Consider the following 24,405-nt stretch of genomic DNA (forward strand, 5'->3'; position numbering starts at 1 on the left):
AGGGGTACGCGCAGGCAGCGAGCGCGGAGGCCCAGCCCACCGAACTGCCTGAAGTTCAGCTCAGGGTGCCGGACACCCGAGCGCGGGCGGCAGCGGGTAGCGTGGGGCATGTCCGACACACTTCTGCCCCCCAACCCTTCCCTTCTCGGCGGCGTGCAGCGCCTTGCGCCCGACGTGGTGCGCGTGCGCCTGCCGATGGTCAACGTGTTTTTTCTGGGGGCGCCCGGCGGCGACTGGGTGCTGGTGGACGCGGGGCTGCCCGGCACGGCGGGCCTGATTCGGCAGGCGGCGGCGCAGGTGTACGGCAGCCGCCCGCCGCAAGCCATCGTGCTCACGCACGGGCACTTCGACCATGTGGGGGCGCTGCGCCCGCTGCTGGCGGAATGGAACGTGCCCGTCTACGCCCACCCCTTCGAACTGCCGCACCTGACCGGGAAGGTGGCCTACCCCTTCCCCGACCCGACGGTGGGCGGCGCCATGAGCCTGACCTCGCCGCTGTTTCTGCCGGGGCCGTTCGACTTCGGGGCCAGTGTTCGCCCGCTGCCCGCCGACGGTGCGGTGCCCGGATGCCCCGGCTGGCGCTGGATTCATACGCCCGGCCACACCGAGGGGCACGTCTCGCTGTGGCGGGAGCAAGGCGGCCTGCTGATTGCGGGCGACGCGGTGGTGACCACGCCGCAGGAAACGGTGCCGGGGGCGCTGGCGTCCACGCCGACGGTGCTGCGCCGCCCGCCCGCGTACTACACGCCCAACTGGGACGCGGCCAGCGACTCGGTGCGCACCCTGGCCGCGCTCCGGCCCCGGCTGGTCGTGACCGGGCACGGGCACCCGCTGGCGGGACAAGAGTTGGCGGCGACCCTGGGGCGCCTCGCCCAAGACTTCGACCACGACCCCAACGGGCGACCCGGACGCGGCTGGTATCTCTCGCACCCGGTGCCACAGGGCCAGCCGCAGGCCGGACGCCCCGACCCCATGCGCGGCTATGTGCTCGGCGCGGTGGGGGCAGCGGGCGCCCTGTGGCTGCTGACGCGGCGGCGGTAATACGGACCTTCGCTCGACCCCGGCACAGGCGGCACACCGCAAAAAGGAGAAGGCCACCCCATTTTTCGGGGGCGGCCTTCTTCCCTTGCGGCTCAGTCCAGGCGGCGGATGGCTGCGCCGATTTCGGCGTCGGTGCCGTGGCCGAGCTTGATCCAGCTCACGTTCAGGCTCTTGCCGTTGGCGCTGGCGGCGTCGTCCACCTGGGTCAGCTTGGCGACGTACAGGGGCGCAGTCCGTCAGCTCGCCTTACAATGCCCCGCATGACTTCCCAGCCGTCTCCCGAACCCCTGCCCGCCGGCATCTACGAAGCGCACCTGAACGGCGCCGACCTGTATTTCGAGGTCGTGGGTGAGGGGCAAGCGGGCGTGCCGCCCCTGGTGTATCTGCACGGCGGCCCCGGCTACAACGCCTATTCGTTTCGTGAGCTGATGGGCGACCACCTCGAAGCGTCGGGGCGGCGGGTGGTTTACCTCGACCAGCGCGGCGCGGGACGTTCGGGGGCGCTCGAAGACACCGAACAGGCGCAGGCCGCCGGGCACGCCGAGACCCTCGACCTCGACACGCTGGTGGCCGACGTGGAGGAACTGCGCGAGTTTCTGGGGGCCGAGCAGATCGTGCCGCTGGGGCACGGCTTCGGGGCGCTGATTGCGCTGGAGTACGCCCGGCGCTACCCCACCCGGACCGCCCGCGTGGTCGTCGTCAACCCCTGGGTGCATTACCCGGCGCTGGCGCTGACGCTGCTGCGCGAGGCGGCGGGCATCACCGGCGGGCAGTTCGAGGACCCGGCCCCCAAACTGCGGGCACAGACGCCCGAAGGCCAGCACCCCCCCATCGGCGCGGCGCGGGTGGAAGCGGCGTTCGGGCTGCTCAATGCCCGCGACCTGCTCAACGCGCTGCAGTTCGTGGACGCCCCCAGCCGGATGCGACTGGAGTTTCTGGACGTGGAAAGCCAGCTTCTCGGCGGCGGCGAAATGCAGCAGGCGCTCGTCAACCAGGGCCTGTGGGAGTTCGAGTACCCGGCGTTCATGGGAGAAATTCGCCGCCCGGTGTTCGTGATTGCCGGGGTCCACGACCGCACCAGCTATCCCGAGCAGACCGACTGGGTGGTGGACCTCGCCGGGGGCGACCTCACGGTGCTCGACACCGGCCATTACCCCTGGCTGGACGACGAGGACGCCTTTGCTGGCGCCCTTGACGAGGCCCTGACCCGCTAGCTCCGGGCGGGCACCTCCAGCACCCGGTAGCCGTAGGCGTTGACCACGCGGGTGCCGGAGAGGGGGTCGGTGTACTCGACCTTTTTGCCCTCGTACTCGTGGACGTGGCCGTGCACCAGCAGTCCGGGGCGCCGCGCCCGCATGAAGCGCGTGAGTTCCTCGCAGCCCCGGTGGGCGTAGTCACTGCCCGCGTGGGGACCGAGCGGCGGGGCGTGGGTGAGCAGAATATCGAGCGGGCGCCGTGCCCAGGCGAGCCGCCAGCCGACGCGCCCCAGTCCCCGGCGGGCCTCGCCCGGGTCGTACTGCCCCGCGCCCTCCCGGTAACGCGGCACGCCGCCCCACCCGGCGACGGTCAACCCGGCGACCCTGACCAGCCGCCCGTGGGCATTGATGACGCCGCGCGGCGGCACGCGGCCCTGGCCTTCCTCGTGGACATACTCGTTCTCGTGGTTGCCCGGCACGTAGACCAGCGGCACGGGCAGTTTGGTGGCGACGAATTCCAGGTAGTCGCCCGGCAGGTCGCCCGCCGCGAGGACCAGATCGAGCGGCCCGAGTCCCTGCGGAAATCCCTGGCGGTAGACGTAGGGGTGAACATGGTCGGCGAGCAGCAGCAGCCGTTTGGGGGCAGGCACGGACAAAACGGCCTGAGTCTACCGCGTGTGCCCCCCCGTGAAATTCGCGTATAAGGGAACCGATGCCGATGCTCGAAACCCCGCGTCTCGTTCTGCTGCCCCTGTCCCGCGCCGTGCTGGAGCGCCGCAGCGAGGCGGACTCGTTTACCCTGTCCCTGCCCTGGCCGGGCGAAGGGCGGCAGGACGTGCAGTTTCCCGCCGAGTGGCCCGGCGACCCGCTGCCGCTCTTTCCGCTGTGGCTGGCCTCGCTGCCCGGTGATGAGAAGGAAGGCAGCTTCGTGGCTGTAACCCGTGAAGGTGTGACCCGTGATGCCCCCACCGCCGTCGGCATGCTCGGCAGCAAGGGCAGCGTGAGCGTGGGCGGCGAGCTGGAAATCGGCTACGGGTTCAACCCCGGCGTCTGGGGCCAGGGCTACGCGACCGAGGCCGTCCACGCCCTGACGGTGCATCTGCTCACGCAGCCCCGCGTCAGAACCGTGACGGCGCGGACGGTGCTGGGCAACCGCGCCAGCGAACGGGTGCTGGAAAAGGTCGGGTTTGCCCGCATGGACCGCCGCTGGGACGAGGAAGACGGCGCCGTGACCCTCTGGGCGGTCGAGAGCTGAAGGTGGAGGGCTGAGGACAGCATGAATATTCAGGGGACGCGCCGGGACCCGCCTGCCCTCACCGCCCGCGCACATAAAGTTGCAGGGCTGAGGCATAGCCTCTTTCGTCCCTTACGCTGAAGTCCATGAACATCTCGATTCTGGGCATCCCGATGGACCTCGGCGCGGGGCGGCGGGGCGTGGACATGGGGCCGTCGGCGCTGCGCAACGCCCACCTCGCCCACGCGCTGCGCGACCTCGGCCACCACGTCAGCGACCTGGGCGACATCGACGTGGCGATTCCCGAAACCCTCGACAAGCACGCGGCGGCGGGGCTGGTCTTTCTCGACCCCATCCTGGCCGCCTGCCGCACCGCCGCCGAGCGCGTGATGGCGCTGCCGGAAGACGTGTTTCCGCTCACCCTGGGCGGCGACCACTCGGTGAGCATGGGCACCGTGACCGGCAACGGCCTGCGCGGGCGCCCGCAGCGCACCGGGGTGGTCTGGGTGGACGCCCACACCGACTACAACACCCCCGAGAGCAGCCCCAGCGGGAACATTCACGGCATGCCGGTGGCGCACCTGACCGGGCGCGGCGACGAGCGGCTGACCCGGCTGGACGGTCTGGTCAGCGGAGACTGGGCCATCCGCCCCGAGGACGTGGTGATGATCGGCATTCGCAGCGTGGACGCCCGCGAGCGCGAGCTGCTGCGCGAAGCGGGCATCAAGGCCTACACCATGAAGGACGTGGACCAGCTCGGCATCACCCGCATTCACGAAGAAACGCAGGAGCGCCTGAGCGACGTGGAGCGCCTGCACGTCTCCTTCGACGCCGACGCCCTCGACCCCGGCGTGTGCCCCGGCGTGGGCACCCCGATCCCCGGTGGGCTGAGCTACCGCGAGGGGCACCTCCTGATGGAACTGCTGTCCGAGTCGGGCCGCGTGACCAGCATGGACATCGTGGAGGTCAACCCGATTCTCGACACCCGCAACCAGACCGCCGAGGTGATGGTGGGCATGGCGGCGAGCCTGCTGGGACAGCGTATTCTGTAAGTTCAGGAAAAGCCGAGAGGTTGAGGAGTCGAGGAGAATCCCTTCTCGACTCCTCGACGTTTTGACTTCTCGACTCCCTTACATCGGTAAGCTGTCCGGCTCCCCCGGCAGATAGGGCGCCGCGTCCTCAAAGCCTTCCAGAGCGCCGGGCGTCAAGTGCCAGTCGTCGCCCTCCCGCACGGCGAGGCCCGCCTGCACCATGCGGTTGAGTTCGGCTTCCACCCGCTGCTGCACCCGGCGCAGGGGCATGCTTTCCGTGCCCTCCACGCCGCGCCAGCGCAGGAAAGCGCGGTGAAAGGCGGGCAAGGCGTCCAGGCCCACGCGGGTTTCGAGGCCGCGCCAGGAAAGGCCGGGGGCGCTGTCTGCGGCAAGCGGGTGGGTCACGCCTGCCGTTCTACCGCCCGCGCCCGCCCCGCCGCGCTGTTCATGTCTTCATCTGGGCGCCCGTCTTCATCTGGCGTCCCATCTTCCTTTGCGGAGTACAGGGGCGTGAGACAATGAAGGCAATGACTGAGCTTCCAGAGTTCCCCGACCCCACCACCCCTGCCAGCGGCGAGGCCCAGACCCGCGCCGGGTTCGTGGCGATTGTCGGCAAGCCCAACGTGGGCAAATCCACGCTGCTCAACGCTTTTCTGGGCACCAAGGTCGCCCCGACCAGCCCCCGCCCGCAGACCACCCGCCGGGGCGTGCGCGGCATCCACACCTTTGAAGGCCGCCAGCTGATTTTCGTGGACACGCCGGGGATGCACAAACCCAAGGACGCGCTGGGCAAATACATGAACAACGAGGTTCACTCGGCGCTTTCCGACGTGGACGCCGTGGTGTGGGTCGTGGACCTGCGCCACCCGCCCACCGACGAGGACCGTCTGGTCGCCAACTCGGTACGTGACCTGCCCAAGCCGCTGTTTCTGGTCGGCAACAAGACCGACGCCGCCAAGTACCCCGACGAGGCGATGAAGCTCTACGGGGCGCTGCTCGAAGGCCGGGGCCAAGACCTGCCGGTCAGCGAGACGATGCTCTCGGCGCAGAACAACGTGAATGCCGTGGCGACCCTGCGCGAGCAACTGCTGGAGGTGCTGCCCGAAAACCCCTTCTTCTTCCCGCAGGGCGCCGCCAGCGACCAGAGCCGCGAGATGTGGGCCGCCGAAATCATCCGCGAGGAAGCGATGAAAAAGCTGCGCGACGAGCTGCCCTACGCCGTCGCCACCCGTGTGAACCGCTGGACCGAGCGCGAGGACGGCCTGCAACGCATCGAGGGCGAAATCGTCGTCGAGAAAAACGCCCACAAGGGCATGGTCATCGGCGCGGGCGGCAAGCAACTGCGCGAAATCGGGCAGGCGGCCAGGAAGCAGCTGGAGGTGTTCCTGAACACCAAGGTGTTTCTCGGCCTCGAAGTGATCGTCATTCCCGGCTGGCGCGAGGACGAAGAGGCCCTGCGCGAACTGGGCTACGAGTAATACGGATTCCGCTTAATTCCTGCACAGTCGGGAAAGCGCCGCCTGTGCATCCATATCGCGGAATCCGTATTTTTTCCTACTCGCATCCGCTCTGCTGCGCAGCTTTGCAAGTCGGATTGAATCTGAAACTACCAGATTCAATCGGAATCCGTATAAGACGGGCATTCGGGTCAAGACGCCCGAATGCCCGTCTGGTGATGGATGATGGTTCCGCTTCGCTGATGGATGATGGAAAAGGCGTCGTGCTGGACGTGCCTTGAACAGCGTTTCGCATTCCGCTTCAACCCGAACTCTCGGAGCAAAGCTCAGTTCGCTTCGCTGCCCTGTTTCCCACCGCTCAGCCCCGCGAGGTCGGCTGGGCGGTTCACGTTCTGAAAAAAGCCAGTGGGAAGGCCGGGCACCAGAACGGTCTGCCCGGCGGGTGCGGCGAGGCGCAGGCGGCGTTCCCCGGCGTCGAGCAGCGCCGTGACGTGGGGCAACAGGTCGGTGTGGTACAGCGCCCCGAGCGGCTGCGGCCCGCGCTCCGGGTGCACGGCCTGCACACTCCGGGCGTTCGGGCGCCGGGCGGCGAGCAGGGCGTGCCAATACTCGGGAGACAGCGCCGGGTTGTCCACACCTGTAAAGGCCACCCAGCCGGGGGAGGCGTGGGTCAGGGCCGTTTCGAGGCCGGCCAGCGGTCCCTCACCGGGCCGGGCATCGGGCCAGGTTTCCCAACCGGGCAAGCAGTAGCGGCCACGCGGAGCAAGCAGCAGGCGCCGCTCACACCCGGCCAGCCCCGCCGCCACGTGGTCCAGCAGCGTCCGCCCCTGCCAGCAGGCCAGCGCCTTGTCGCTTCCGAAGCGGCTCGACTGGCCCCCGGCGGTGATGGCGGCAGTGGCGGGCAATACATCGACGGGCAGCACGTCGCCATTGTGACGGCTGGCCCAGGGCAGGGCGCAAACCCGCCCGCGCCCCCTTCCCTTTGAGCTGTTTCTCACAGTGTGTCATGTCTTACGCTCGCTGGGGAAGCCAGCGGAGAGCATCAAGCGCTCAAGCCACAGGAGGAATACCGATGAAGAAACTGGCCCTGATCGCCCTGCCGCTGGTCCTCGCTTCTTGCACCCTGGCAGGCCCCACCGAAGACAACTACACCTTCGCGCCCCAGGCGGTCGTGAAGCCGGTCGGCCCGACCTACGCCCCGGCGGGCACCGCGCAGGTGCAAGAAGCGCTGGGCGTGACCCGCACCACCCTCACCCTGACCGGCATGGCCCCCTACGCCATCTACGTGGCGCACTACCACAAGGCCGGCGCAGCTCCTGCGGCGGCCACCCCCGCCGCAACCACCACGCAGGCGAGCACCGGCACTGACGCGGCGGCCACGACCAGCACGACGACAATGACCCCCATGTCCGACATGTCCGGCGCCAACGTGTGCAGCACCAACGGCCCGGCCATCATGGAAAGCCGCATGATCGCGCAGGCCTCGGCCGACGGCAAGGTCACGCTTCAGGGGATGGTGCCCACCGCCCTGATCCGCGACGCGGCGTACATCAACGTTCACCACGGGCGCGACTTCAGCGGCGCCCTCGCCGACAGCGGCGTGATCTGCACGCCCGTCACGGTGCGCTGAGCCTTTCTCTTCAGTCCTTCATCCTGACCTCCCCCGTGGGGGTCAGTTTTTTTGGACCGCCAGCACGTCGGTGCGGGGGACCGGGCAGGGCGCAGGGGCTATCCTCGCAGACATGAGGTGGCCTTCTTGAGCATTCGTATTCTGGGCGGCGTCGCCAAGGGGCGCGAACTGCGGGTGCCCGACTCGGCGCGGCCCAGCGGCGCCCGCATTCGCAAAAGCCTGTTCGACCTGCTGGCGGCCCGCGCCCCTGCCGGACGCTTTCCCGATTTTCTCGACCTGCACGGCGGCAGCGGCGCCATCGGCCTGGAAGCGGCCAGCCGGGGATGGCGCGTGACCCTGATCGAAAAAGACAGCCGGGCGGTGGGGGCACTGGAGAAAAACGCCCGCGCCCTGGGACTGAACGCGCGGGTTCTGCGCGGCGACGCGCTCGGGCAGCTCCCCCGCGTCGGGCAGGCCGACATCATTTTCAGCGACCCGCCGTATCAGGCCGATATCCCCGGCGTGGCGCGGGCAGTGCTGGACAGCGGCGCGGTGCGGCCCGGCGGCGTGGTGATCTGCCAGCATCCCACGCAGGTCTCGCTGCCTGAACACGCCGGATACACGCGCGACGTGCGGCGTCAGGGCAGCAACGTGCTGACGTTTTACTGGCGCGACGGGTCCGAGTCAGCAGGGGCCGAGTCAGCAAGTGCCGAGCCGGCAGAGTAAGGTGAAAGACGATGAACGCCGTTTTCCCCGGTTCCTTTGATCCCGTGACCTCCGGGCACATGGACGTGCTGACGCGTGCCAGCCACATGTTCGAGCAAGTCACCGTCACCGTCATGCACAACGCCCGCAAGCAGGGCCACCACCTCTTCACCCTGGAAGAGCGGCTGGAGATTTTGCGCGAGGCCACCGCCGGGCTGCCCAACGTCCGGGTGGACAGCTTCGGTGGGCTGCTGGTGGACTACGTGGCGCAGCAGGAGAGGAGCGTCATCGTGCGCGGCCTGCGGGCGGTCAGCGACTACGAGTACGAACTCCAGATCGCCCACCTCAACCGCCAGATCGGCGAGGTCGAAACGGTGTTCATCATGGCGGCGACGCAGTGGAGCTTCGTCAGCAGCAGCATGGTCAAGGAAATCGCCAGCTACGGCGGCCAGATTCACGAGATGGTGCCCCCCGCCAGCGAAGCGGCGCTGCGGCGCAAGTTTGCCGAGATGTACGCGACGAAGGCGGGCGAAGCGGGCTGAGGCCCGGCACAAGGGGAATGGGTTGGATACCCCCTCTCCGGCGTGTTCGACCTTCCCGTGACCGTCACGCCCTGACGCCAAGACGAAAAAAGGGCCGGAAAGGTTCTCCCCCTTCCGGCCCTCTGTGTGGTCGCTTCAGCCCTGTGCCGCAGCCCTCAGCGCCTGCGCCTTGTCGGTCTGCTCCCAGGGGAACTCGGGGCGCCCGAAGTGGCCGTAGGCGGCGGTCTGCGCGTAGATGGGGCGTTGCAGGTCGAGCTGCGCGATGATGGCCTGCGGACGGGCGTCGAAGTGCGCGCTGACCAGTTCGGCCAGTTTTTCGTCGCTGACGGTGCCGGTGCCGTAGGTGTCCACGCGCAGCGACACCGGGTGGGCGCGGCCAATCGCGTAAGCGATTTCGACCAGTGCCCGCCGCGCCAGCCCCGCCGCGACGATGTTCTTGGCGACGTAGCGGGCGTAGTAGGCCGCCGAGCGGTCCACCTTGGTCGGGTCCTTGCCGGAAAACGCCCCGCCGCCGTGCGGCACCGCGCCGCCGTAGGTGTCCACGATGATCTTGCGTCCGGTCAGGCCGGTGTCGCCGTGCGGCCCGCCGATGACGAAGCGCCCGCTGGGGTTGATGAAGTAACGGGTGTCCGGCGTGAGCAGCTCAGCCGGAATGACCGCCGGAATGACGTGCGCGAGCATGTCGGCACGAATCTGCTCCTGGGTCACGTCTTCGGAGTGCTGGGTGGAAATGACGATGGTGTCCACCGCCGTTTCAGTGGCGCTGTGTGGCTCGCCGTTGCGAACGACCGTGACCTGGGCCTTGGCGTCGGGGCGCAGGTAGGGCAGGGTGCCGTCCTTGCGCAGTTCGGCCAGTTTGCGGGTCAGGCCGTGCGCGAGGCTGATCGGCAGCGGCATCAGCTCGGGCGTTTCGTCGGTGGCGTAGCCGAACATCAGGCCCTGGTCACCCGCGCCGACCCGGCTGTAGGCGTTTTCCGGCTTCTGGCGTTCCTCGTCGCTCATCTCGCGCCATTCCTCGGAGTGGTCCACCCCGCTGGCGATTTCGGGCGACTGCTCGTGGATGGCAACCAGCACCGCGCTGTATTCGGCGTCGAAGCCGTAGTTGGCGCGGGTGTAGCCGACCTTCATCACGGCCTCGCGCACCGTTTTCTGGATGTCCACATGGGCGGTGTGGGCACGCACCTCGCCCGCCACCACCGCCATGCCGGTCGTCACCAGCGTCTCGACCGCCACGCGGCTGGTCGCCTCCTGACGCAGAAACTCGTCGAGGATGCTGTCCGAGATGAAGTCGGAAAGTTTGTCGGGGTGCCCTTCGGACACCGATTCCGAGGTGTAGAACTTGCGCACGGTCAACTGGCTCATAGGGTCTCCTTGGGCGCGGGGCAGCGTCTCACAGAACGGCCTGGAGAGGGATGTCGCCCAGAATTCCCCGTCGCCGCGTGCCCAGACCGCGTGGCCTGAGGCAACCCCGACAGTATGACGCACCGCCGGAGCCGGGAAAAGCGGACAGCTGCCCCTTGCCACCTCGTCCGCCGGTTCTGCTATAGTTTTTTGGCGCACGCATCCGGGAAGTAGCGCAGGCCGGTAGCGCACCTGGTTTGGGACCAGGGGGTCGCAGGTTCGAATCCTGTCTTCCCGACCAGATTGAGCGTGCACATGCGGGATTGGTGTAGTGGTAGCACAGCAGCCTTCCAAGCTTCTGGCCTCGGTTCGAATCCGTGATCCCGCTCCAACGACGACTCCTCCATCACGGGGGAGTTTTTTTGTGTTCCCGTCCCCTCCTCTGGGACGCTAAACTGTGCCCGATGCTTTTGCGAGGCCCTTCCCTGTGAACTACGCCGCGACGCTGGCCGTGCTGGTGATTCTGGCGTTCTGCTTTCCCATCACGGTGCGGCTGGGGGTGGCCCTGGGCATTCCCGAGGCGCTGGGGGCGTCGGTGCTGGGCGCGGCGCTGGTGTTCGGCATCACCGCGTATCTGGTGCGCTGGCAGGTGGGGCGGCACTCGCTGCGGCTCTCGCGGCTGACCGAGGCCCGCGCCCAGGTGGCCGCCGACCCCGACGACCCCCGCGCCTACTTCGTGCAGGGCGAACATCTGGGGCGGATGCTGCTGGCGCTGGGCCGCCGCCGGGAAGCCGCCGAAGTGATCGACCGCTACTCGCGTCTGGGTGGCGCCCGCGAGTCGGAAATCGTGGCGCTGCGCGAGGCGCTCAGCCAGGCCGAGCGGCGGCAGCGCCGGGCACAGCGGGAGCAAGCGTGAGCCGCCCCCGTGTCCCCCCGGCCCCGAGGCGGCACAATGGAAGCACCATGACCGACTTTTCCCCCTTGCGGAGCGCCGCGTGAGAGCCTACCCGGGCATCGTCGAGAACGGCGTGGTCGTGGTGATCGGCGCCCGGCTGCCCGAAGGCACCGCCGTGACCGTCACCGTCGGCGAAACCGAGCTGCTCCGCGCCCGCATCAGCAACGTGATTCGCCGCGCCCCCAAGGTCAAAATCCGTCTCAAGCCGCAAAGCCCGCGCCTGGCGCTGGAGCAGTGCCCCCCGGAGCCGGATGCGGACTGAGGACGACGCAGCCCAGAACGACGGGGCCGAGCACGATGGGGCTGAGCACGACGGGTTCGGCTGGGACCGGCCCGCCAGCCCTGACCCGGCGGAGGGAGGCCGCGTCTGGCTGGTGCCCACCCCGGTCGGCAACCTCGGGGACCTGACGCTGCGGGCGCTGGAGGTGCTGCGCGGCGCCGACGCGGTGGCCTGCGAGGACACCCGCCGCACGGGGGCGCTGCTGTCCCACCTGGACATTCGCCGCCCGCTGGTGAGGCTCGACGCCCACACCATGCACCGCGCCGCACAGGTGCTCGAAAAGTACCCCCGGCTCGCCTACGTGTCCGACGCGGGTACGCCCGGCATCAGCGACCCGGGCGCGGAACTGGTGCAGGCGGCCCTCGACCTCGATTTGCCGGTGGAGGTGTTGCCCGGCGCCACCGCCTTCGTGCCTGCGCTGGTGCTCTCGGGGCTGCCCACCGCCCGCTTTACCTTCGAGGGCTTCTTGCCCCGCAGCGGGCGCGAGCGCAAGGAGCGGCTCTCGGCCATCGCGTCCCGCGCGGAAACGACCCTGCTGTACGAAAGCCCCCACCGCCTGCACGCCACGCTGCTGGACCTCGCGCTGCACTGCGGCGACGGACGGGCGGCGAGCGTGACCCGCGAACTGTCCAAACGCTTCGAGGAAACGCGGCGCGGCCCGCTGAGCGAGCTGGCGGAGCATTTTGCCGGGGGCGTGCGCGGCGAAATCGTGGTGGTCGTCTCGGGGCGCAGTGACGAGGAAGCGCAGGCCGGGGCGCCCGACTACGCCGCCCTCGCCGCCCAGCTCGCCGCCGAGGGCCTGAGCGTGCGCGACCTCCGCGCCCGGCTGATGGCGGCGGGCCTGCGCAAAAACGAGGCCTATGCCCTGGCGCTGCAAGCGGGCGGGCCGGCGATTGCCTCGGATACCCTGTGAGGAGAGGATGCCTATGACCCAACCTGACATTGCCCACCCCAATCTCGCCGGGATCAAGCGCGTGGCCGTCCTGACCAGCGGCGGCGACGCACCCGGCATGAACGCCGCCATTCGCGCCGTGGTCCGCACCGGCGCCCAGCAGGGCATCGAGGTCGTCGGTGTGCGCCGGGGCTTTTCGGGCCTGCACCGGGGGGAGCTGCAACGGCTCGGGCCGCGTGACGTCGCCAACACCATTCAGCGCGGCGGCACGATTCTGCTCACGGCCCGCAGCCACACCTGGCGCACGCCGGAGGGCCGGGCCAAAGGCGCCGCCGTGCTGCGCGAGTGGGGCGTGGACGGCCTGATCGTGATCGGGGGCGACGGCTCCTTTCACGGGGGCCACTTCCTGCAGGAGGAGCACGGCATTCCGGTCATCGGCGTGCCGGGCACCATCGACAACGACCTGTACGGCACCGACCACACCATCGGCTACTTCACGGCGGTGGAAACGGCGCTCTCGGCGGTGGACAAGCTGCGCGACACCGGGGCGAGCCACGAGCGCATCTTCGTGATCGAGGTCATGGGCCGCCACGCCGGGCACATCGCGCTGGACGTGGCGGTGGCGGGCGGCGCCGAGGAAGTGTTTATTCCCGAGGACAAAAAACCCATCGGCGACGTGGTGGCCATCGTCAAGGACAGTGTCGCCAAGGGCAAGCGCGGCAGCATCATCATCGTGGCCGAGGGCTATCAGGGCGGCGCCGAGGCGGTTGCCGAAGCGATTCAGGAAGGCACCGGCCTGGAAACCCGCGTCAGCATCCTGGGCCACATCCAGCGCGGCGGCACCCCGGTCAGCTCCGACCGCATCCTGGCGAGCCGCCTGGGTGAAGCCGCCGTCTACGCCCTGATGGACGGCAAAAAAGGCGTGATGGTGGGCCGCACCGCTGGCGGCATCACCTACACCCCCCTGCACGAAACCTGGGAAAAGCGCAAGGACGTGAGCCGCGACCTTTACCGCTGCGCCAAGATGCTGAGCATCTGATACGACTTCGAACCAGAGCTAATACGGATTCCGCTTAATTCCTGCACAGTCGGGAAAGCGCCGCCTGTGCATCCATATCGCGGAATCCGTATTTTTTCCTACTCGCATCCGCTCGGATTGAATCTGAAACTACCAGATTCAATCGGAATCCGTATAAGGCAAGTCATCTCTGGTTCAAAGCAGGGTGAGTCAAAGCAAGGAAGGAACGAAGGAGCTGGGGCCACGCCCTGAACACGGGAACGCGGCCCTGAAGCTGTTCTACAGCCCGGCCCCCCGCACCAGCCAGTAGGCCGCGAAGCCTGCCAGGATGCCCGCCCCGAGGTTTCTGGTGCGCCAGATCAGCAGGCCCGCGACCAGGGCAGCGGGCAGGCGCCAGGTCCATTCGGGACTGCCGAGCACGTCCGGGACGACCAGGGCCGCGAACACGCTGACCGGCACGAACTTCAGAAAGTTGAGCCAGAAGGGGGGCAGCCGCACGCCGCCGAGCGACAGGCCGAGCAGCCGCATGGGATAGGTCACGGCCCACATCAGCAGCAGGATGACGGTCGTGCTCATGGCTGCGCTCCTGCCCGCTGCTCCCGCCGCGTCATCAGGACCGCGCCCAGCAGCGCCCCACCGACGCCGGCTGCCAGAATCACCAGTCCGCCCGGCAGCACCCGCGAGAGGCCCCAGGCGCCCAGACCGGCCACCAGCGCCACCAGCAGGCCGAGCCGGTCGGAGATCAGCGGCACCAGCAGCCCCAGGAAAGCGAGGGGAAACACCACGCCCACCCCGAGCTGTTCGGGCGGGGGCAGCACCGACCCGGCCAGCGCCCCCAGCAGGGTGCTGACGTTCCACGACAGGTAGAGGCTGAGTTCGGCCCCCAGCAGGAAGGCAAAATTCAGACTGCCGGGCTGCCGGGCACCGTTCACGACCGCCACGCCATACGCTTCGTCGGTCAGAAACTGCGCGGCGGTCAGGCGCTGAAGTGGCGTCAGTGGCATCTGCTGGGCCAGACTCAGGCCGTAGAGCATATGCCGGGCATTGAGCAAAAAGGTGGTCAGGACGATGCTCAGCCCGCCGGCGTGCGCACCGAACATCCCCGCCGCCGCAAACTGTGAGGCCCCGGCGAAGGTGGTCAGGCTCATCAGGCAGGTCTCCCAGACGCTCAGCCCCGCGCCCCGCGCTGTCACGGCGTAGGCCAGCGCAAAGGGCACGGTGCCCAACCAGACCGGCACCAGCGCCCGGAAGCCCTGCCAAAAAGAAGTGGAAAAAGTCATCTGCGCCTCAAGGTAAAGCCTGATACGGATTCCGCTTAATTCCTGCACAGTCGGGAAAGCGCCGCCTGTGCATCCATATCGCGGAATCCGTATTTTTTCCTACTCGCATCCGCTCGGATTGAATCTGAAACTACCAGATTCAATCGGAATCCGTATGAGACGGGTTTGGGCAGATGTGCCGCAGCCTCCGGCACCCCGACAGCAAAAACCGGGACCCACTGGCCCCGGCTCTGTTTCCCTTCGGTTTTACTGGCCGCCCACGTTCCGCAAGAAGGCGGGGATGTCGTAGTCCTTGGGGTCGTAGTTGCTGCCGCCACTCAGGCCGCTGGGGCCGCCACGCACGGGGCGCACCAGGCCGCTGCCGTAGTTCTGGTCGTAGCCGCCGCGTCCGCCGCTGACCACGCCGCCCAGGGGCGCGGTGTAGCCACTGTCGCCGAAGCCGGTGGCGATGACGGTCACGCGCACTTCGTCGCCCGCCGCTTCGTCGGGGGTGATGCCGAAGAGGATGTCGGGGTCCTCGATCTCGGTGGCCTCGCGGATTTTCTCCACGATTTCGTTGGCGTCGGTCATGGACAGGTCGTAGCCGCCGGTCACGTTGACCAGAATGCGGCGGGCGCCCTGAATGCCGCGTTCGAGCAGCGGCGAGTGAATGGCGCTCAGGGCCGCTTCCTCGGCCATCTTGTCGCCCCGGCCCGCGCCGATGCCCATCAGGACGGTGCCGGAGTTGGCGAGCAGGTTGCGCACGTCGGCAAAGTCGAGGTTGATCATGCCCTCGACGTTGATCACGTCGCTGATGCCCTTGACGCCGTAGTACAGCACGCGGTCGGCAATCAGGAAGGCTTCGCGGAACGACACCTTCTTGTCCACGGCGGTCAGCAGCTTTTCGTTGTTGACGACAATCATGCCGTCCACCCGGTCGGCCAGCTTGCTCATGCCTTCTTCCGCCACGCGCATGCGCTTGGGGCCTTCGAACTTGAAGGGACGGGTCACGATGCCGACCGTCAGGATGCCCATTTCGCGGGCGATCTCGGCCACCACGGGCGCCGAGCCGGTGCCGGTGCCGCCGCCCATGCCCGCCGTGATAAAGAGCATGTCGGTGTCGTCGAGATATTCCTTGATGCGGTCACGGTCCTCGACGGCGGCTTCCTCGCCCACCTTGGGGTCCGCGCCCGCCCCCAGACCACGGGTCAGGCGGTCACCGAGCTGAATCCGCACTTCGGCGTGGCTCTTGGCGAGCACCTGCGCGTCGGTGTTCCCGGCGATGAACTCGACGCCTTCGAGTCCCGATTCGATCATGCGGTTGACGGCATTGTTGCCGGCCCCGCCCAAGCCAATTACGCGAATTCTGGCCGCTTGCATGGTGTTCTCCTTATTTCTTCGCCCGCCCGCCCTGTCGGGTCGCCTGCGGGGGTGTCACGCTGGGGGTCAAACTGGAAAAACGCTTCAGAACCAGTCGCGGAACAGGGCCTTGACCTTGTCCATCAGACTGACCTTGGGGCCGCTCGGGGGCTTCTGGGGCTGGCCGTCCACCAGCACCTGGGCGTGCGGGTCCACCCCGACCACTTGCCCGCCGACCACTTGCCCGCCGACCAGCTGCCCGCCGACTGGGCCAGCCGGTCCCTGGTGGCCTGCCCCTGGATAGGCCGACCCCTGGTAGCCGGGGGTGGCCGGGTACTGACCCTGGGGCTGCCCGATGACGTACCCGGAGGCCGGGTAGGCACCGGAAGCGCCCTGCGGCGAGCCAGACAGCGAGACCGGCGCTCCGCCCCCATGCACGCCACCCGTAGGAGCGGTGAGGTAGCCCGGCACCGGGGAGCCGCCCTGGGGGTAACCCTGGTCATGTCGGCCAGGGTACTCGGCGTAGGCGGCGGGGTCGCTGTCGTCGAGGCCGCTGGGCACCCGCCCGTCCTGGGTGATGCCGTAGAGCACCATGCCCACGCTGCATGCGTGCGCCGGGTCGCCCACGATGTCGCTCAGGCCGTGGATGCCCCGGGGCCGCCCGAGGCGGGTGGGCAGCCGGAAACGCTCGCGGGCGAGGTCCACCGCGCCGGGCAACTGGGCGCCGCCGCCGGTCAGGACCACCGACTGCGCGACGAGTTCGACCGGACCGAGCGCCTGGTCGATTTCGTCACGAATCAGGCCGTAGATCTCGCTCACGCGGGGACGAATCACCCGCGACAGTTCGTAGGCGCTGATGGCGTGGGTGGCGCCCGACGCGGTGGTGATTTCCAGCGTCAGTTCCTGGTCGGCAAGTTCGGGAATGGCCGCGCCGTAGTGCCGCTTGACCTTTTCCGCTTCTTCCATCGGAATCTTGAGAATCTGCGCGAGGTCGGCGGTCACGTGGTCGCCGCCGATGGGAATGCTCGCCGAGTGGGCGAGGTTGCCGCGCTTGAACACCCCGATGTCGGTGGTGCCGCCGCCCATGTCCACCACGACGGTGGTCTGGTTCTGCTCGCTCTGGTCGAGCGTCGCCAGCCCCGAGGCGAGCGAGTGCAGCACGAAGCCCTCGATCTGCAGTCCCGCTTCCTGTACGCAGCGGCGCAGGTTGAGCAGGGGACCAGCCGACCCGGCGACGATGTGCACGTCCACCTCAAGGCGCACGCCGTGCATCCCCACCGGGTTCTTGATGCCCTCCTGACCGTCCACCACGTATTCCTGAGGAATGGTGTGCAGGACTTCCAGGCTGGGGTCGAGCGGCACGGCGCGGGCGTTCTCGATGGCGCGTTCCACGTCGGGCGGACTGATTTCCTGCTGACGGCGAATGGCGGCGAGGCCGTGGCTGGTCATGGCCTTGGTGTGGTTGCCGCCTACACTGACGAAGACGTTCCAGGCCCGCACCCCGCTGACGCGCTCGGCGGCGTGAAGCGACTGCTTGATGGCCTGGGTCGCCCGTTCCAGATTGACGACGCTGCCGCGCTTCATGCCCTCGCTCGGCACGCTGCCCTCACCGATGATGTCGATGGTCCCGTCGGGCGCGACCTCGCCGATCACGGTGGTGATCTTGGTGGTACCGATGTCCAGGCCCACGATGATGCTGTTTTCTCTCATTCCTGGACGCTCACCCCCCAGGGGTAAATATGGATTTTCTTATTTGGATACATGCCGATACTCCCAGCATACTTGACGAAGGTTTTCAGGTCGCCGCCCCACGCCGTCCCAGTGGCGGTCTGCGCACTCAGGCCCGACGGGGTATACGTCACCGATTGCACAGTGTAGCGCGACAGGGCGCGGGTCAGCCGCAGGGCCTCGGTCAGCCGCTCGGGACCCCAGCCGCTGATGACCGGCAGCGCCGCCACGTTGCCCGGCGTCACCCCAGGCCCCACCGGAAGCGCGGTGCCGTCCTCGGCGAGCAGCAGCGGCGGCTTGCCGGGGCGGTTCCAGCGGGCCAGGGGACGGCGCTCGTTCACCTGAATGCGGACAGTGTCGGGAAACTGCCGGACGACTTCCGCCGACGCGACCCAGGGCGAGTCGAGCAGCCCCTTCGCCTTCCAGCGCCCGTAGTACAGCCAGCCGAAAGGGGCTTCCCCCACCGGCAGCCCGGCCAGGCGCCGCACCTGCTCCGCCGTGAGGCGGGTATTGCCGCTCACCACCACCTGACGCACCGGCACCTGCGTCCAGCTCAGGTAGAGCAGCCCGGCGAGCAGCGCCGCGCCCAGCACCCACCATCCCGGCTTGAGGGCGCGGCGGGGGCGGCGCGGAGAGGGGCGCGCGGGCACCGGCGGCGGCTTCGTGGCGGGAGCGGCGCCGGGGGGCGGCACGTCGGCTCCCCTGGCCCCCGGCGCGGCCCCAGCCGCAGCAGAGGCCGGTTCCGGGCGAGACACCGGCGGCTCCTGACCGGCCGGGCGCGGCGCGGAAAAGTCGTTCAGGTCGAAGTCCAGACGTGGGGGGCGCGGCGAACGGGCGTCGGCGGGCGGCGGGGGGGCGGGGCGCGGGTCGTCCTTCACGGGCAGGCCCTCATCGGTCGGTTCACGCCGACATTGTGCCGCAGAGAACAGAGAAAAGGGAGGGCACCTGTCCGGGCCGCTCCCTCTCACTGCTCCGCTGCGTTGCGTTGACGCCTTCAGCTGCCGAGGTGTTCGGGCCACAGCTCGTATTCGAGTTCGAGCGGCACACCCACCCGCTCGCGGATGAGGTCGAGCAGCGCGTGAACGTCAGATGCCGTCGCTCCGCCGAGGTTGACGATGAAGTTGCCGTGCTCGGGTGCAATCCGGGCGTTGCCGACCTGGGTGCCCTTCAGCCCCGCCTCGTCGATCAGTTTGCCTGCGCTCACACCGCCGGGGTTTTTGAAGGCGCAGCCGGGCGTCTTGTTCTTGGGCTGGCCTTTGCGGGCCTGGTCGGCCTGGTCCATCTTTTCCAGCACCGCTTCGGGGGTGGAGGGCCGCAGCTTCAGGCGCACCCGCGTGACGATGTGGTTACGCGGAATCCCGCTCTGACGGTAGCCCCAATCGAGATCATCCGGCGTGACCTGCCGCACCCCGTCCGGCGTGGCGATTTCGATGGTGTGCAGCCCGTCGAACATCTCGCCGAAGCGGGTGCCTGCGTTCATCCACACCGAGCCGCCCACCTGTCCGGGGATGCCCACCGTGCCTTCCAGTCCGCTCCAGCCGAGCTTTTGCAGCGCGCGGAGCAGGCCGGGCAGCGGCGCGCCCCCGCCGACCCAGCCGGTCACGATGAGGTCAGGCGTGGACAGCGCGGGGTCGGGCGTCAGGTCGCGCTCGGCCAGCGGCCCGCTGAGGCGGATGACCCGCTCGGGCACGCCCGCATCCGAAACGACGAGGTTGCTGCCGCCGCCGAGGATGCGGTAAGGGGCCTCCATCGCCTCGGCGAGCTGCTCGTGGGTCTCCACGAACCACACTTCGGACTCGCCGCCCACACCCAGGGTGGTGTAGCGGGCCAGCGGCTGTCTCTCCACCCGCGCTCCGGTGCGGCTCATGCTCCTTCCCCCACGACCTCTTCGGCGATGCGGTACACGTCGCCCGCGCCCATCGTCACGATGATGTCGCCGGGCCGCGCCGACTCGCGCAGCTCGCGCACGACGGCGGCGCGGTCGGGGCAGTAGCGCACGTTGGTATGTCCCCCCTGCGCCATGCGCCCAGTAATCAGGGTCGCGTGAATGCCCTCGATAGGGGTTTCGGACGCGGCGGCGATATCGAGCACCAGCACCTCGTCGGCGTCCATCAGCGCGTCGGCGAGGCGGGGCCAGCTCTGCTGGGTGCGCAGGTAACGGTGGGGCTGAAACACCACACGGACCCGGCGCCCGGTCTGCCGCGCCGCCTGCACCGCCGAGGCCACCTTGGTCGCGTTGTGGGCGTAATCGTCCACCACCAGGGCGCCGCCGCGCTCGCCCTTGATTTCCCAGCGGCGACCGGGGCCGTGAAAGTCGGCCAGGGCCTGAGCTGCACGGGCAAAGTCGCCGCCGTAGAGGTGCGTGACCGCCAGCGCCGCCAGTCCGTTGAGGACATTGTGGGTGCCGGGCAGACTCACGCGGGCCTCGCCCAGCCGCTCGCCCCGGTACGCCACATCGAAGGTGGTGCCGCTCTCGTCGGGGCGCACCTGCACGGCGCGGTAGTCGGCGCCCTCGCTCTGGCCGTAGGTCAGCGTTTCCCTGGCGCCTGCACACAGCGCGTCCAGTCCTTCCCAGTCGGCGCAGTACAGCACCCGGCCCGACTGCGCCACGAAGCGGGCGAAGGCGGCGTGCTGCTCCTCCACCGTCGCCCAGTAGGTCGCCAGATCGCCGCCCACGTGGTCGTCCTCGGCGTTGGTAAAGACGGCGGTTTCGCAGCCGAGCAGCGCAAAGCCCCGGTCGGACTCGTCCACCTCGGCCACGAAGGGACCGCTGCCGGTGCGGGCGTTGCCGCCGAACTCGGGCACGTTGCCGCCCACGAAGGCGGAGGGGTCCAGGCCCGCGCCGTACATCGCCACCGCAATCATGCTGGTGGTCGTGGTCTTGCCGTGCGTGCCGATGACGCCCACGCCGGGGCCGCCCGCGAGCAGTTCACCGAGCAGCGCCATGCGGGGACGCACCACCACGCCCGCCGCCCGCGCCGCGACGAGTTCGGGGTGCGACTTGGGCACCGCTTCGGACGCGACGAGCACGTCGATGGGGCCGAAAGGCTGCGCGGTGACGTGGCTGGCGTCGTGGCCCGCCGCGACGGGAATTCCCTGGGCTTCCAGGCCCGCCGTCTGGGCGCCGAGACTCTGGTCGCAACCGCTGACCCGGTGGCCCCGCGCCGCGAGCAGCCGCGCAAAGGCACTCATGCCGATGCCGCCGATGCCGAGCAGGTGGTAATGGAGAGAGGACGAGGAGGAAGCCGGTTCAGAAAGGGGGGCAGAGTCAGTCATGGGAGGTAGGGGAAGCCCGGCGCAGATGCACCTCGATGAGGTCGGCGAAGCGGGCGGCGGCGCCGGGTCGGGCGCGTTTCTGGGCGGCGTCGCGCATGGCGCTGCGCTTGCCCGGTGCGGCACACTCTAACACCACCTTTTCCAGAGTCCCTTCCAAGTCCTTCTGCTCCACCACCCGGCCCGCCCCGGCTCTCTCCACCGCCACCGCGTTGTGGTACTGGTGGTTTTCGGCCGACTCGGGCAGCGGCACCATAATCAGCGGCACGCCGTGAAAGGCCGCTTCGGCCAGGGTGCCGGTTCCGGCGCGGGTGATGGCAAGGTCCGCCGCCGACCACGCCGCCACCGCGTCCACGTAGCCGGTGACGTGGTACCAGGGCAGGTTCTCCACCTTGGGCTGCACCGATTCCAGCCAGCGCGGGCCGGTCGCGTGGATGACCTGCACCTCGCGGCTGCGCTCGTTTTCGATGAGGTGCGGGCCGCGCAGGTCGAGGTCGATGGGCGGCACCCCATCGCCCTTGCCGCGCAGCTTGCCGACCTTGCCGAACAGCCGCCACAGGATGCCCGGCACCCGCTCGTTGAGGAACAGCGACCCCTGCGAGCCGCCCATCACCATCACGGTGACCGGGCCGTCGCGCAGGCCGAGCGTGGCCAGGGCCTCGGCGCGGGGCAGACGGTCCTCGCGCACCGGCATGCCGACCAGGGTGGCCTTGCGGGAGTCGAGGCCGATGACCTGTTCGTAGGCGGTGCCCACGGCCTGCGCCCGGCGCACGGCGAGGCGCTGCGTGAGGCCCAGCCGGGCGTTTTGCTCGTGCAGGACGGTAGGAATCCCGAGGCTCTGCGCCGCGAGCACACCAGGCAGGCTGGCGAAGCCGCCGTAGCCCACCACCGCCGCCGGGGTCAGGCCCGCCAGGGTGCGCCGCGCCTGCGCGAGGCCCTGCGCCGCCCTGAGCAGTTGCCGGGGGTCGGGGCGGCCCTGCCCGCTGCGGGCGAGTTTGCCCGCGTCCACGCCGTAGAAGGTCAGCCCCTCGCGCTCGGCGATGCGCTCTTCCATGCCGCCCTTTTGACCCATCAACGCTACGTCGTAGCCGCGCTCCCGAAGCTCGTGTGCGGTGGCGACGGCGGGGTAAATGTGTCCACCCGTCCCCCCTGTTGCCATGACCACCAGACTCATCGGGAGTGAGTGTAGCAGCGGGGGACGCAGAGCAGAGGGCGGATAGCGGATAGCTCAGAGCCATCTGCCATCCACCCTCTGCTCTCTGTCCTCAGTCGAACAGGTCGCCCAGCGTGCGCCCGAGGCCGCCGCTGTGCCCGCTGTCGCCGCCGCCGAGCATGCCCGCGTCGAACTCCTCGTAGGGCTGCACGACCACGAAGCCGTCACCCTGGAAGACCATCTGGTAGCTTTCGCCGCCGCCGCGCCCGAAGATGGAGCGCAGGCTGGTGTCCATCACGAGTTGCGGCTGCAAGTTGCCGCTCCAGGCGATGGTGGCGTTGGGGTCAGTGAAAATCGGCTCGTGCGGGGTCACACGCAGGGTCAGCGGCTTGCCGTGGCTGAGGACGGCGACCATGCCGTGCCCCTGCACCCGCACGCTGAACAGCCCGCCCGCCGCCATGCCCGCCACCCGGCGCTGCATGGTGATGTCGTACTGCACGCTGTCTTCGAAGGCGAGCAGGTCGTTGCCGTTGACGTTCAGGCTCTCGCCCGCGAGGCGCAGAATCTGGATTTCCTTGCCCTGGTCGGCGAGGTACGCCACGCCCCAGCCCTCGATTTTGGCGAGCGGCGACATTTCCTGGCTGACCGCCCGCTTGAGGGCCTTCATCAGGCCGCCTTCCAGGGTGCCTTCGCGCTTGAAGGAAAGCTGGCCCTTGTAGGCCACCATCGCGCCGAGTTTGCTCCAGACGCGGCCGTTGACCTTGACTTCGAGCATCTTGCTCGATTCGAGTTCGAAGACCTCGCCGGGGTTGTCGCGCTCGGCGGTCTGGGCCAGAAAGTCACGCAGGGAGTAGGTGCCGTCACTGCCGGGTTGCATGTTGGCGGGGTGCATGTTGGTCATTTCGGAAAAGCATACGGGAGCGGGCGGCAAAAGGTTCCCGGCCATCCCCACCGCTTACCGCCCGACCACCCGGTCCAGCCGCCGCAGCACTTCCTCGATGTTCTCCATGCTCGTCGCGTAGCTCAGTCGGACCTGCCCCGGCGCGGCGAAATCGGTGCCGGGCACGGCGGCCACCTGCGCCTCGTCCAGAATGATGCGGGCGGCCTGAAGTTCGTCGGGGTGAACGGCGCGGGTGTCGGCCATCACGTAAAAGGCGCCCTGTGGCGTGGGCGTGGGCAGCCCCAGAGCATTGAGGCCCGCCACGATGCGGTCGCGGCGCTCGCGGTAGGCGGCGCGGGCTATGGCGATAAAGCGGGCGGTGTCCTCGTGCCCTTCCAGCGCGGCGAGGGCGGCGTACTGGCTGACGCTGCTGGCGTTGCTGGTGCTCTGGGACTGCAGGGCGTTCATGGCGGCGATGACGTGTTTCGGCCCGCCCGCGTAGCCGATGCGCCAGCCGGTCATGGCGTAGGCCTTGCTCGCGCCGTTGATGGTCAGGGTGTGCTCGGGCGCGTAGGTGCCGATGCTGACCTGCTCGGCGTCGTAGACGAGGTGCTCGTAGATTTCGTCGGTCACGACGACAAGCCCGCAGCGCTGCGCGAGTTCGGCCACCGCCCGCAGCGTCTCCGGGGGAAACACCGCGCCGGTGGGGTTGCCGGGGCTGTTGAGAATCACCATGCGGGTGCGCGGCGTGACGGCGGCGGCGAGGCGCTCGGGGTCGAGCTGAAAGCCGCTTTCCGGCGTGGTGGGCACCGCCACCGGCACCGCGCCGGTCAGGGCGACCATTTCGGGGTAGCTGACCCAGTAGGGCGCCGGAATCAGCACCTCGTCGCCGGAGCCGAGCAGCGCGAACAGGGCGTTGAACAGCGCCTGTTTGCCGCCGCTGGTCACGGTCACGGCGTCGGGGGCGTAGGCCAGTCCGTTTTCCCGGCGGAACTTGGCACTGACGGCGCTGCGCAGTTCGGGAATGCCGCCCACCGGGGTGTATCTGGTGTGCCCGGCTTCGATGGCGGCGATGGCGGCGGCCCGGACGTGCGGCGGCGTGTCGAAATCCGGCTCGCCCACGCTCATGGAAATGATGTCCGCGCCCTGCCTGCGCAGTTCGAGGGCGCGGGACGTGACCGCCACCGTCGCGGACGGCTTGAGGCTCTGGGCGCGGGCGGACAGGCGAAAGGGCGAGGCCATGCGGTCAGGCTAAAGGGGCGGCGCGGGCCAGGCGGGCCGCACCCCTAGAGCAGTTGACAAAAAAAAGCTGGTCTGGACGCCCCCCCACCCGTCGCTTCGCAACGCCCTCTCCTGCGGAGCTTTACAAGTCCCCCACAAGGGGAGAGGGTCAAACGAGGCAAACATTCTTTTGTCAAATGCTCTAGAACAGCCCACTGTAAAGGGCAGACC

Annotated in this window: 26 protein-coding genes and 2 tRNA genes; 14 read left to right on the plus strand and 14 right to left on the minus strand. The window is 68.9% G+C overall.

Translation table 11 applies throughout. The features are described 5' to 3' along the window. Window positions 1-108 precede the first annotated feature (108 nt). Window positions 109-1,041: an MBL fold metallo-hydrolase gene (locus G6R31_RS08685; protein WP_017870129.1), complete on the plus strand. Its 933-nt coding sequence runs from the start codon at window positions 109-111 to the stop codon at window positions 1,039-1,041. A 260-nt stretch (window positions 1,042-1,301) separates the two neighbouring features. Further along, window positions 1,302-2,255: an alpha/beta fold hydrolase gene (locus G6R31_RS08690; RefSeq protein ID WP_051056478.1), complete on the plus strand. Its 954-nt coding sequence runs from the start codon at window positions 1,302-1,304 to the stop codon at window positions 2,253-2,255. Here the strand turns inward: G6R31_RS08690 and G6R31_RS08695 are convergent. After that, window positions 2,252-2,893 carry a metallophosphoesterase gene (locus G6R31_RS08695; protein WP_017870126.1) on the minus strand — a complete coding sequence of 214 codons (642 nt, stop codon included), beginning with the start codon at window positions 2,891-2,893 and terminating at the stop codon, window positions 2,252-2,254. The genes G6R31_RS08690 and G6R31_RS08695 overlap by 4 nt on opposite strands. 56 nt (window positions 2,894-2,949) lie before the next feature. On the opposite strand from G6R31_RS08695, the gene G6R31_RS08700 reads away from it, so the two are divergent. Further along, the gene (locus G6R31_RS08700; RefSeq protein ID WP_017870125.1) at window positions 2,950-3,492 is read left to right on the plus strand and encodes a GNAT family N-acetyltransferase; all 543 of its coding nucleotides are present in this window, start codon (window positions 2,950-2,952) and stop codon (window positions 3,490-3,492) included. 125 nt (window positions 3,493-3,617) lie between these two features. Then, the gene (gene rocF / locus G6R31_RS08705) at window positions 3,618-4,523 is read left to right on the plus strand and encodes an arginase (protein WP_017870124.1); all 906 of its coding nucleotides are present in this window, start codon (window positions 3,618-3,620) and stop codon (window positions 4,521-4,523) included. A 78-nt stretch (window positions 4,524-4,601) separates the two neighbouring features. Here rocF and G6R31_RS08710 read toward each other — a convergent pair whose 3' ends face one another. Beyond that, complete coding sequence (locus G6R31_RS08710) at window positions 4,602-4,907, minus strand: hypothetical protein (protein WP_017870123.1); 306 nt, start codon at window positions 4,905-4,907, stop codon at window positions 4,602-4,604. Window positions 4,908-5,029: 122 nt separating this feature from the next. Between G6R31_RS08710 and era the strand changes: the two genes are divergently transcribed. Beyond that, window positions 5,030-5,980, plus strand: coding sequence for a GTPase Era (era, locus tag G6R31_RS08715; protein ID WP_017870122.1), 951 nt, complete (start codon window positions 5,030-5,032; stop codon window positions 5,978-5,980). Between the two features lie 305 nt (window positions 5,981-6,285). Here era and mobA read toward each other — a convergent pair whose 3' ends face one another. Beyond that, the gene (mobA, locus tag G6R31_RS08720; protein ID WP_152423569.1) at window positions 6,286-6,879 is read right to left on the minus strand and encodes a molybdenum cofactor guanylyltransferase; all 594 of its coding nucleotides are present in this window, start codon (window positions 6,877-6,879) and stop codon (window positions 6,286-6,288) included. Between the two features lie 152 nt (window positions 6,880-7,031). Here mobA and G6R31_RS08725 point away from each other — a divergent pair, with 152 nt between their 5' ends. The 3 genes from G6R31_RS08725 to coaD all read left to right on the plus strand — a co-directional run bounded on the left by G6R31_RS08725 (window position 7,032) and on the right by coaD (window position 8,815). After that, window positions 7,032-7,589 carry a hypothetical protein gene (locus G6R31_RS08725; RefSeq protein WP_017870120.1) on the plus strand — a complete coding sequence of 186 codons (558 nt, stop codon included), beginning with the start codon at window positions 7,032-7,034 and terminating at the stop codon, window positions 7,587-7,589. A gap of 126 nt (window positions 7,590-7,715) precedes the next feature. Then, complete coding sequence (locus G6R31_RS08730; RefSeq protein ID WP_017870119.1) at window positions 7,716-8,294, plus strand: RsmD family RNA methyltransferase; 579 nt, start codon at window positions 7,716-7,718, stop codon at window positions 8,292-8,294. An 11-nt stretch (window positions 8,295-8,305) separates the two neighbouring features. After that, a complete protein-coding gene (gene coaD, locus G6R31_RS08735; RefSeq protein WP_017870118.1) occupies window positions 8,306-8,815 on the plus strand; it encodes a pantetheine-phosphate adenylyltransferase in 510 nt (169 codons plus the stop codon). A gap of 135 nt (window positions 8,816-8,950) precedes the next feature. Here coaD and metK read toward each other — a convergent pair whose 3' ends face one another. After that, window positions 8,951-10,177, minus strand: a complete 1,227-nt coding sequence (gene metK, locus G6R31_RS08740; protein WP_017870117.1) for a methionine adenosyltransferase — start codon at window positions 10,175-10,177, stop codon at window positions 8,951-8,953. 203 nt (window positions 10,178-10,380) lie between these two features. On the opposite strand from metK, the gene G6R31_RS08745 reads away from it, so the two are divergent. The 6 genes from G6R31_RS08745 to pfkA all read left to right on the plus strand — a co-directional run bounded on the left by G6R31_RS08745 (window position 10,381) and on the right by pfkA (window position 13,322). Next, window positions 10,381-10,457 (plus strand) — tRNA-Pro (locus G6R31_RS08745). Window positions 10,458-10,473: 16 nt separating this feature from the next. Further along, a tRNA-Gly gene (locus tag G6R31_RS08750) sits at window positions 10,474-10,547 on the plus strand. A gap of 96 nt (window positions 10,548-10,643) precedes the next feature. Beyond that, the gene (locus G6R31_RS08755; protein WP_017870116.1) at window positions 10,644-11,072 is read left to right on the plus strand and encodes a hypothetical protein; all 429 of its coding nucleotides are present in this window, start codon (window positions 10,644-10,646) and stop codon (window positions 11,070-11,072) included. Between the two features lie 79 nt (window positions 11,073-11,151). Next, the gene (locus G6R31_RS08760) at window positions 11,152-11,373 is read left to right on the plus strand and encodes a hypothetical protein (protein WP_017870115.1); all 222 of its coding nucleotides are present in this window, start codon (window positions 11,152-11,154) and stop codon (window positions 11,371-11,373) included. After that, window positions 11,363-12,304, plus strand: a complete 942-nt coding sequence (gene rsmI, locus G6R31_RS08765) for a 16S rRNA (cytidine(1402)-2'-O)-methyltransferase (protein ID WP_017870114.1) — start codon at window positions 11,363-11,365, stop codon at window positions 12,302-12,304. Before G6R31_RS08760 ends, rsmI begins: the two co-directional genes overlap by 11 nt. A gap of 13 nt (window positions 12,305-12,317) precedes the next feature. Beyond that, window positions 12,318-13,322, plus strand: a complete 1,005-nt coding sequence (pfkA, locus tag G6R31_RS08770; protein WP_017870113.1) for a 6-phosphofructokinase — start codon at window positions 12,318-12,320, stop codon at window positions 13,320-13,322. Between the two features lie 258 nt (window positions 13,323-13,580). Here the strand turns inward: pfkA and G6R31_RS08775 are convergent, their stop codons facing one another. The 10 genes from G6R31_RS08775 to G6R31_RS08820 all read right to left on the minus strand — a co-directional run bounded on the left by G6R31_RS08775 (window position 13,581) and on the right by G6R31_RS08820 (window position 24,195). Beyond that, entirely contained in the window at window positions 13,581-13,877 is a 297-nt protein-coding gene (locus G6R31_RS08775) for an AzlD domain-containing protein (RefSeq protein WP_017870112.1), read from the minus strand. Then, window positions 13,874-14,581 carry an AzlC family ABC transporter permease gene (locus tag G6R31_RS08780; protein ID WP_017870111.1) on the minus strand — a complete coding sequence of 236 codons (708 nt, stop codon included), beginning with the start codon at window positions 14,579-14,581 and terminating at the stop codon, window positions 13,874-13,876. Before G6R31_RS08780 ends, G6R31_RS08775 begins: the two co-directional genes overlap by 4 nt. A gap of 246 nt (window positions 14,582-14,827) precedes the next feature. After that, window positions 14,828-15,940 (minus strand): cell division protein FtsZ, encoded by a 1,113-nt coding sequence (gene ftsZ, locus G6R31_RS08785; protein ID WP_017870110.1) that lies wholly within the window; start codon window positions 15,938-15,940, stop codon window positions 14,828-14,830. An 84-nt stretch (window positions 15,941-16,024) separates the two neighbouring features. Next, the gene (gene ftsA / locus G6R31_RS08790) at window positions 16,025-17,629 is read right to left on the minus strand and encodes a cell division protein FtsA (RefSeq protein ID WP_025568151.1); all 1,605 of its coding nucleotides are present in this window, start codon (window positions 17,627-17,629) and stop codon (window positions 16,025-16,027) included. Beyond that, a complete protein-coding gene (locus tag G6R31_RS08795) occupies window positions 17,626-18,525 on the minus strand; it encodes a cell division protein FtsQ/DivIB (RefSeq protein WP_017870109.1) in 900 nt (299 codons plus the stop codon). Before G6R31_RS08795 ends, ftsA begins: the two co-directional genes overlap by 4 nt. 116 nt (window positions 18,526-18,641) lie before the next feature. Beyond that, window positions 18,642-19,514, minus strand: coding sequence for a UDP-N-acetylmuramate dehydrogenase (locus tag G6R31_RS08800; RefSeq protein WP_017870108.1), 873 nt, complete (start codon window positions 19,512-19,514; stop codon window positions 18,642-18,644). Then, entirely contained in the window at window positions 19,511-20,923 is a 1,413-nt protein-coding gene (gene murC / locus G6R31_RS08805) for a UDP-N-acetylmuramate--L-alanine ligase (protein ID WP_025567311.1), read from the minus strand. Before murC ends, G6R31_RS08800 begins: the two co-directional genes overlap by 4 nt. Then, on the minus strand, window positions 20,916-22,094 hold the full coding sequence (gene murG, locus G6R31_RS08810; protein WP_025567313.1) for an undecaprenyldiphospho-muramoylpentapeptide beta-N-acetylglucosaminyltransferase: 1,179 nt from the start codon (window positions 22,092-22,094) through the stop codon (window positions 20,916-20,918). The genes murC and murG overlap by 8 nt, the downstream gene beginning before the upstream one ends. Before the next feature lie 91 nt (window positions 22,095-22,185). After that, on the minus strand, window positions 22,186-22,974 hold the full coding sequence (locus G6R31_RS08815) for an AIM24 family protein (RefSeq protein WP_017870105.1): 789 nt from the start codon (window positions 22,972-22,974) through the stop codon (window positions 22,186-22,188). 54 nt (window positions 22,975-23,028) lie between these two features. After that, window positions 23,029-24,195, minus strand: coding sequence for a pyridoxal phosphate-dependent aminotransferase (locus tag G6R31_RS08820; protein ID WP_017870104.1), 1,167 nt, complete (start codon window positions 24,193-24,195; stop codon window positions 23,029-23,031). Window positions 24,196-24,405 lie beyond the last annotated feature (210 nt).

The organism is Deinococcus wulumuqiensis R12, from assembly GCF_011067105.1.
Lineage (GTDB): Bacteria > Deinococcota > Deinococci > Deinococcales > Deinococcaceae > Deinococcus > Deinococcus wulumuqiensis.

What these genes read in the sequence shown, in the direction of transcription:
- G6R31_RS08685 (WP_017870129.1), top strand. Translation starts at nt 109, where the DNA reads ATGTCCGACACACTTCTGCCCCCCAACCCTTCCCTTCTCGGCGGCGTG.
- G6R31_RS08690 (WP_051056478.1), top strand. Translation starts at nt 1,302, where the DNA reads ATGACTTCCCAGCCGTCTCCCGAACCCCTGCCCGCCGGCATCTACGAA.
- G6R31_RS08700 (WP_017870125.1), top strand. Translation starts at nt 2,950, where the DNA reads ATGCCGATGCTCGAAACCCCGCGTCTCGTTCTGCTGCCCCTGTCCCGC.
- rocF (WP_017870124.1), top strand. Translation starts at nt 3,618, where the DNA reads ATGAACATCTCGATTCTGGGCATCCCGATGGACCTCGGCGCGGGGCGG.
- era (WP_017870122.1), top strand. Translation starts at nt 5,030, where the DNA reads ATGACTGAGCTTCCAGAGTTCCCCGACCCCACCACCCCTGCCAGCGGC.
- G6R31_RS08725 (WP_017870120.1), top strand. Translation starts at nt 7,032, where the DNA reads ATGAAGAAACTGGCCCTGATCGCCCTGCCGCTGGTCCTCGCTTCTTGC.
- coaD (WP_017870118.1), top strand. Translation starts at nt 8,306, where the DNA reads ATGAACGCCGTTTTCCCCGGTTCCTTTGATCCCGTGACCTCCGGGCAC.
- metK (WP_017870117.1), bottom strand. Translation starts at nt 10,177, where the DNA reads ATGAGCCAGTTGACCGTGCGCAAGTTCTACACCTCGGAATCGGTGTCC.
- rsmI (WP_017870114.1), top strand. Translation starts at nt 11,363, where the DNA reads ATGCGGACTGAGGACGACGCAGCCCAGAACGACGGGGCCGAGCACGAT.
- pfkA (WP_017870113.1), top strand. Translation starts at nt 12,318, where the DNA reads ATGACCCAACCTGACATTGCCCACCCCAATCTCGCCGGGATCAAGCGC.
- G6R31_RS08775 (WP_017870112.1), bottom strand. Translation starts at nt 13,877, where the DNA reads ATGAGCACGACCGTCATCCTGCTGCTGATGTGGGCCGTGACCTATCCC.
- G6R31_RS08780 (WP_017870111.1), bottom strand. Translation starts at nt 14,581, where the DNA reads ATGACTTTTTCCACTTCTTTTTGGCAGGGCTTCCGGGCGCTGGTGCCG.
- ftsZ (WP_017870110.1), bottom strand. Translation starts at nt 15,940, where the DNA reads ATGCAAGCGGCCAGAATTCGCGTAATTGGCTTGGGCGGGGCCGGCAAC.
- ftsA (WP_025568151.1), bottom strand. Translation starts at nt 17,629, where the DNA reads ATGAGAGAAAACAGCATCATCGTGGGCCTGGACATCGGTACCACCAAG.
- G6R31_RS08800 (WP_017870108.1), bottom strand. Translation starts at nt 19,514, where the DNA reads ATGAGCCGCACCGGAGCGCGGGTGGAGAGACAGCCGCTGGCCCGCTAC.
- murC (WP_025567311.1), bottom strand. Translation starts at nt 20,923, where the DNA reads ATGACTGACTCTGCCCCCCTTTCTGAACCGGCTTCCTCCTCGTCCTCT.
- murG (WP_025567313.1), bottom strand. Translation starts at nt 22,094, where the DNA reads ATGAGTCTGGTGGTCATGGCAACAGGGGGGACGGGTGGACACATTTAC.
- G6R31_RS08815 (WP_017870105.1), bottom strand. Translation starts at nt 22,974, where the DNA reads ATGACCAACATGCACCCCGCCAACATGCAACCCGGCAGTGACGGCACC.
- G6R31_RS08820 (WP_017870104.1), bottom strand. Translation starts at nt 24,195, where the DNA reads ATGGCCTCGCCCTTTCGCCTGTCCGCCCGCGCCCAGAGCCTCAAGCCG.